This window comes from Streptomyces sp. NPDC058534 (genome assembly GCF_042717365.1).
In the GTDB taxonomy this organism is placed as follows: domain Bacteria; phylum Actinomycetota; class Actinomycetes; order Streptomycetales; family Streptomycetaceae; genus Streptomyces.
The window spans coordinates 1-6,382 of the sequence record NZ_JBHXNW010000128.1 but is presented as its reverse complement, the minus strand read 5'-3'; the positions used below and the strand labels follow the sequence as shown (position 1 = coordinate 6,382).

Sequence of the window (6,382 nt, the reverse complement as noted above, 5' to 3'; positions counted from 1 at the left end):
GGCGCGCCCCCCCACCCCCCCCCCGGCGGGGCCGCGGCGGGCCGGCCGCCGCCCGGCCCCCCCCGGGCCGGGTCGCCCGCCGTCGTGGTCGAAGCCGCGGTCGCCAGGCCGCGGCTTTCGTCGCTTCGCACGGCCTGGCGACCTGTTTCGGGGGCGGGAAGGGCCCGCGGTGTGTCACGTCCGGGCGGTCACCATGCGGTGGATGAGGCGGGCGCCGGCACGGGCCGTGCGCTGGTCCACGTCGAACCCCGGGTTCAGCTCGGCGATGTCGCAGACCGCGAGCTTGCCGCTCGCCGCGACCCGGTGGCAGACTCGCTCGACAACCTCCATGGGCACGCCGTAGGCGGCGGGGGCGCTGACGCCCGGAGCCACCGCGGCGGGGAGCACGTCCAGGTCGATGCTCAGATGCACGACGTCACAGCTCGCCAGGAACTCGTCGACGAACCTCTCGGCGCGCGCAAGGCCGAGCAGGCCGCAGTCGGAGTCCGGCAGATAGCGCACACCGAGCGTGTCCGCGGTGCGGAACAGCCGCTCCGTGTTGCTCGGCTGGCTGACGCCCAGCACCCAGTAGTTGAACTCCCGGCCGTGCCGCTGTTCGCTCTGCGCCATCTGCAGGAACGGGGTGCCGGAGCTGGGCCGGACATCGTCGCGCAGGTCGAAATGCGCGTCGAGGTTCAGCACCCCGAGGCGCCCGCCCTCGCGCAGCGTCCGCGTCTGCTCCAGTCCGCTGTAGCTGCCGTAGGCGACTTCGTGGCCGCCGCCCAGCACCATCACCGGGTGCCCGCGGTCGACGAGCGCGGCGACCGCACTTCCCAGGCGCTGTTGTCCCGCTTCCAGGACGTCCTCGCCGTCCCCGGCGACTTCGATGTCGCCGGCGTCGAGCGCCCGCAGCGGCTTGGGCAGCGCCATCGAGGCGAGGGCGCGGCGCAGGGCGTCCGGCCCGTTCGCGGCGCCCTGCCGGCCCTTGTTGCGGCGTACGCCCTCGTCGCTACGGAAGCCGACGAAGGCGACATCCCCAGGAGCCGCCTGCTCCGGGTCGAGGTGGACGGCCTTGTGCCAGCGCAGGTTCTCGGCGCCGGGGCCGTCGTCCCGTCCGGCCCACGGCGCGGCCGGGACGTCCGTGCGGACGTCCTGGGCTTCCTGGTGCGTCGTCACGGCGCTCACGCTGCGCCGCCCTCGGTCTCCGTCATCGGGATGCGTACGCCGCGCTCCTGGGCCACCGAGGTGGCGTGCTCGTAACCGGCGTCGACGTGCCGGATGACGCCCATGCCCGGGTCGTTGGTCAGGACGCGGGCGAGCTTCTGGGCCGCGAGCTCGGTGCCGTCGGCGATGCAGACCTGACCGGCGTGGATGGAGCGGCCCATGCCGACGCCGCCGCCGTGGTGGATGGAGACCCAGGAGGCACCGGAGGAGGTGTTCACCAGGGCGTTGAGCAGCGGCCAGTCGGCGATGGCGTCGGAACCGTCGAGCATCGACTCGGTCTCACGGTAGGGCGAGGCCACCGAGCCGGAGTCCAGGTGGTCCCGGCCGATGGCGACGGGGGCGGACAGCTCGCCGGAGGCGACCATCTCGTTGAAGCGCAGACCGGCGCGGTGCCGCTCCCCGTAGCCCAGCCAGCAGATGCGGGCGGGCAGGCCCTCGAACGCCACGCGCTCGCCGGCCATCTTCAGCCAGCGGTGCAGGTGCTCATTCTCCGGGAAGAGCTCCATGATGGCCTTGTCGGTGGCCTCGATGTCCTTCGGGTCACCGGAGAGGGCGGCCCAGCGGAAGGGGCCGAGGCCCTCCTCGAACAGCGGCCGGATGTGGGCCGGCACGAAGCCGGGGAAGTCGAACGCGCGCTGGTAGCCGGCCTTGCGGGCCTCGTCGCGGATCGAGTTTCCGTAGTCGAAGACCTCGGCGCCGGCGTCGAGGAAGCCGACCATCGCCTCGACATGCCGGGCCATCGACCGGCGGGAGCGCTCGGTGAAGTCCGCCGGGTCCTTGCGGGCCTGCTCGTGCCATTCCTCCGTGCTCACGCCGACGGGAAGGTAGGCCAATGGGTCGTGGGCGCTGGTCTGGTCGGTGACGATGTCGATGGGCGCGCCTCGCTCCAGCAGCTCGGGGAAGACCTCGGCGGCGTTCCCCGTCAGGCCGATGGAAAGCGGCTTGCGGTTGTCGCGGGCCTCGATGGCGAGGCGCAGGGCGTGGTCCAGGTCGTCGGCGGCGACGTCGAGGTAGCGGTGGGCGATGCGGCGCTCGATGCGCGTCGGGTCGCAGTCGACGCAGATGGCCACGCCGTCGTTCATGGTGACGGCGAGCGGCTGGGCGCCGCCCATTCCGCCGAGGCCGGCGGTGAGGGTGATGGTCCCGGCCAGACTGCCGCCGAACTTCTTGCGGGCGACGGCGCCGAAGGTCTCGTAGGTGCCCTGCAGGATGCCCTGGCTGCCGATGTAGATCCACGACCCGGCCGTCATCTGCCCGTACATCGTGAGCCCCCGGGCCTCCAGCGACCGGAACTCCTCCCAGTTGGCCCAGTCGCCGACCAGGTTGGAGTTGGCCAGCAGCACGCGCGGCGCCCACTCGCTGGTGCGCATCACGCCGACGGGCTTGCCGGACTGCACCAGCAGCGTCTCGTCGTCCTTGAGCGTCTTCAGGGTACGGACGATGGCGTCGTACGCCTCCCGGTTGCGGGCGGCCTTCCCGGTGCCGCCGTAGACGACGAGGTCCTCGGGGTGCTCGGCGACCTCGGGGTCGAGGTTGTTCATGAGCATCCGCAGGGCGCCTTCCTGCTGCCAGCCGAGGCAGTTCAGTTCGGTGCCGCGGGGGGCGCGGACGACGCCCGGGGTTTTGGGGGAAGGGCTGGTCATGTGCACTCCTCACAGAGGGATCGAGCCGTTGCCCTGCCATGACACGGCAGTGGCGGACGCGGAGCCAGCGGCGCCCTTGGGGCTTCTCGGATCCGAGACCCTCCCTGCGGCGCCGTGGCATCGGCCCCTTCGTGAGGAGCCCTCAGCTCTCCTCTAGGATTCGAGGCGGGGCAGCGCAGGGGGATGCGAAGGACGGTGGGCGGCTTGGTCGTGGATCCAGCGGAGCTGGGCCGGTTGTACGAGCAGCGCACGGCCGGTTCCGCTCCCGCGTACCACCGCGTCAAGAACCTCGTCGCCCAGCAGATCGCGGGCGGCCACTGGCGCGAGGACGACGCGCTGCCGTCGGAAAGCCAGTTCGTCGAGGCACTCGGCCTGTCCCGTATGACGATCAACCGCGCCCTGCGCGAGCTGGCCACCGAGGGCGTCATCCGGCGGGTCATGGGAGTAGGCAGCTTCGTCGCGCCGAGAAAGGCCAGTTCCGCGCTGCTCGAGGTGCACAACATCGCCGACGAGGTACACCACCGCGGCCACCGTTACGAGGCCCACGTGCTGTCCGTACGCGAGGAGCAGGCCGACGAGAAGACCGCCGCGCACCTCGGTCTCGGCGAGGGGGAGCCGGTCTTCCACTCGCGGGTGGTGCACTACGAGGACGGAACGGCGCTCCAGCTCGAGGACCGCTACGTCAATCCGGCCTTCGCGCCCGGCTACCTCGAACAGGACTTCACCCGGCAGACGCCGTTCACGTTCCTCTCCAAGGTCGCGCCGCTGGGCAGGGGCGAACACATCGTGGAGGCGGTGCTGGCGTCGTCCGAGGAGTGCGCGATCCTCGGCGTCGCGCCGTCCGAGCCGTGCCTGCTGATCCACCGCCGCACCTGGTCACGCGACGCGCTCGTCAGCATCGCGCGGCTGCTGCACCCCGGCTCCCGCTACCGCCTCGAGGGCGCGTTCGACACGCATTGACGCTCATGCGGCCGCCGCCCCGGTCCCTACTGCCGGCGCATGGCCCGAGACGGCCGCGGTGAGCCGTGCGGCGCCCTGCCGCAGGGCGTCCCGCACCTGGTCCGCGTCGTGCCGGCAGTGGTGGCGGCGCCACGTGGTGCTGATCGCGGCGACGGGCCGTTCGTTGTGGTCGAACGCCGCGACCCCCATGGAGCAGAACCCCTGGGTGACCAGTTCGACCTCCTGAGACCAGCCCCGCTCCCGCTCCCGGGCCAGCTCGCCGGCAAGCCCCGGCAGGGTCCGCGGCCCCTTGCCCGTGCGGGTGGTCAGATCGCCGGGCCGGGGAAAGAGCGCCCGGAGCTGCGCCTCAAAGGTGTGGGCGAGCATGGCGCGCCCGTTGGCCGTGAGGTGAGCGGGCAGGCGGACGCCGATGTCGGTGACGAGGGCGATGTCGATGTCACCGGCCCGGCCCGCGGGCGGCCGTTCCTTGAGCAGGTAGACCGTCTCCGCGCCGTGCAGGATCCCCAGGTGCACCGTCTGGCCGAGGCGGCTCGCGAGGGTGCGCAGGACGGGCCGGGCGAGGCGCTCCAGGGGCTCGTGCCGCACATAGGCGGAGCCCACCTCGAAGGAGGCGACGCCCAGGCCGTACGCCTGCTCCGTCGGCACGTAGGTGACGAAGCCGCGGTCGGCCAGAACGGTGAGGATGTGGTACGCCGACGACCGCGGAATGCCCAGGTCACGGGCGAGCGTCGCGGCCTGCACCAGGCCGGGGCGCCCGGCGAGATACACCAGCATGTCGAGCGCCCGGCCAACGGCCGGTGACGCACTCGACGACGACGGCGTACCCGGCGTCGACTCGCGTTCACTCATTGGACCACCTCTTGACGCACCTGTATATGCAGGAATATACAGGCTGCCGTCCGTGATCGGGAGCTCGGACGACGGACCGGCGCGTTCGGGCCGGACATCGCCCCGTCATTTCTTCCGGCGCACACCCCAAGAGGGAGACAATCGTTTGCCTACCGACACCGCCGGCCTGAGCAGAGGGCTCGGCTCCCGGCATATCCGCTTCATCGCCCTCGGCTCCGCGATCGGCACCGGGCTCTTCTACGGCTCCTCCGAATCCATCCAGGCCGCCGGGCCCGCGGTCCTCCTGGCCTATCTGATCGGCGGCGCGGTCGTCTTCCTCGTGTTGCGGTCCCTCGGTGAGATGGCAGTGGCCTCCCCGAGCGCAGGCTCTTTCGGCGAGTACGCGACCAGGCACCTCGGACCCCTCGCCGGATTCACCACGGGCTGGACTTACGCCTTCGAGATGGTCATCGTCTGCGTGGCCGACGTCACCGCAGTCGGCGTCTACATGGGTTTCTGGTTCCCCGACGTGCCACGGTGGATCTGGGTGCTGGCCGCCGTCCTCCTCGTCGGCGCGCTCAACCTCGTCAGCGTCAAGGTCTTCGGCGAGCTGGAGTTCTGGCTCTCCCTGGTGAAGATCGTCGCGATCGTCGCGATGATCCTCGTCGGCATCGCCGTGATCGCCTTCGGCCTCGGCAGCGGCGACGGCCAAGTCGGCCTGTCGAACCTGTGGAACAACGGCGGCTTCTTCGCGGGCGGCGCCGACGGCTTCGTCATCTCCTTCGCCGTGGTCATGTTCGCCTTCGGCGGCACGGAGATCATCGGTGTCACGGCAGGTGAGGCGCAGTCCCCGGAAAAGACCATCCCGAGCGCGGTCAACTCCATCCCGCTGCGGATCATCCTCTTCTACGTCCTGACACTCGCCGTGATCATGTCGATCACCCCCTGGGAGGGTATCGACGACTCGGGCAGCCCCTTCGTCGAGATCTTCGCCGGCGTCGGGCTCAAGTCCGCGGCCGCCGTGCTGAACCTCGTTGTCCTCACCGCCGCCCTGTCGGCGATCAACAGCGACATCTTCGCCGCGGGCCGCACGATGTTCGGCCTGGCGCAGCGGCGTCAGGGCCCCGCGGTCATGCTGCGACTCACCCGCAACGGCGTGCCGTGGGTCACCACCCTCGTCATGATCGGCGCCCTGCTGTTCGGCGTGCTGATGAACGTTCTCATGCCCGACAAGATCTTCCTACTCATCGCCTCGATCGCGACCTTCGCCACTGTCTGGGTGTGGCTGATGATCCTGCTCACCCACGTGAGGGCGCGCAGGGCGATGTCCGCCGAGGAGACGGCGTCGCTGAAGTTCCCCGCCCCCCTCTGGCCCTACGGTCAGATCGTCGCCATCGTCTTCATGGCCGCGGTCATGGTGCTGCTCGGCTTCCACGAGGGCACGCGCATCGCCCTGGTCGTCGGCGCTGTGTGGCTGGCACTCCTCGCGGGCGTCTACACCCTCTGCGTCCGGCCGCGGCGTTCCGGCCCCCAGCCCATGACTGCCACGGAGCACAGGGCGGACAAAGTGCCGGATGGAGTCCTGACGAATCCGGAAGGGCCGGCCGTGCCGCGCTGACGGCCACCGGCGACAACCGTGCCGCTGCCCCGGCTCTCGGACACGGGCAGCGTGTACACCGGGCTGCTCCCGGGCTTCGTGATCGCCTCCCTCGGCCTGGGCGCGGTCTTCGTCACCGCGACCACCACCC

Annotated in this window: 5 protein-coding genes; 2 read left to right on the top strand and 3 right to left on the bottom strand. The window is 71.0% G+C overall.

The annotated features are described in order from the left end of the window. Positions 1-174: 174 nt before the first annotated feature. On the bottom strand, positions 175-1,155 hold the full coding sequence (gene hutG, locus ACFWR9_RS40950) for a formimidoylglutamase (protein ID WP_383852263.1): 981 nt from the start codon (positions 1,153-1,155) through the stop codon (positions 175-177). Between the two features lie 5 nt (positions 1,156-1,160). Next, on the bottom strand, positions 1,161-2,846 hold the full coding sequence (gene hutU / locus ACFWR9_RS40945) for a urocanate hydratase (protein ID WP_383852260.1): 1,686 nt from the start codon (positions 2,844-2,846) through the stop codon (positions 1,161-1,163). Between the two features lie 210 nt (positions 2,847-3,056). Between hutU and hutC the strand changes: the two genes are divergently transcribed. Next, positions 3,057-3,806, top strand: a complete 750-nt coding sequence (gene hutC, locus ACFWR9_RS40940; RefSeq protein ID WP_383852278.1) for a histidine utilization repressor — start codon at positions 3,057-3,059, stop codon at positions 3,804-3,806. A 3-nt stretch (positions 3,807-3,809) separates the two neighbouring features. Here hutC and ACFWR9_RS40935 read toward each other — a convergent pair whose 3' ends face one another. Next, positions 3,810-4,655, bottom strand: coding sequence for an IclR family transcriptional regulator (locus ACFWR9_RS40935; protein WP_383852257.1), 846 nt, complete (start codon positions 4,653-4,655; stop codon positions 3,810-3,812). A 145-nt stretch (positions 4,656-4,800) separates the two neighbouring features. Here ACFWR9_RS40935 and ACFWR9_RS40930 point away from each other — a divergent pair, with 145 nt between their 5' ends. Continuing rightward, on the top strand, positions 4,801-6,252 hold the full coding sequence (locus tag ACFWR9_RS40930; RefSeq protein WP_383852254.1) for an amino acid permease: 1,452 nt from the start codon (positions 4,801-4,803) through the stop codon (positions 6,250-6,252). Positions 6,253-6,382: the final 130 nt, after the last annotated feature.

Coding starts and splice junctions, on each gene's coding strand:
- hutU (WP_383852260.1), bottom strand. CDS start 2,846: ATGACCAGCCCTTCCCCCAAAACCCCGGGCGTCGTCCGCGCCCCCCGC.
- ACFWR9_RS40935 (WP_383852257.1), bottom strand. CDS start 4,655: ATGAGTGAACGCGAGTCGACGCCGGGTACGCCGTCGTCGTCGAGTGCG.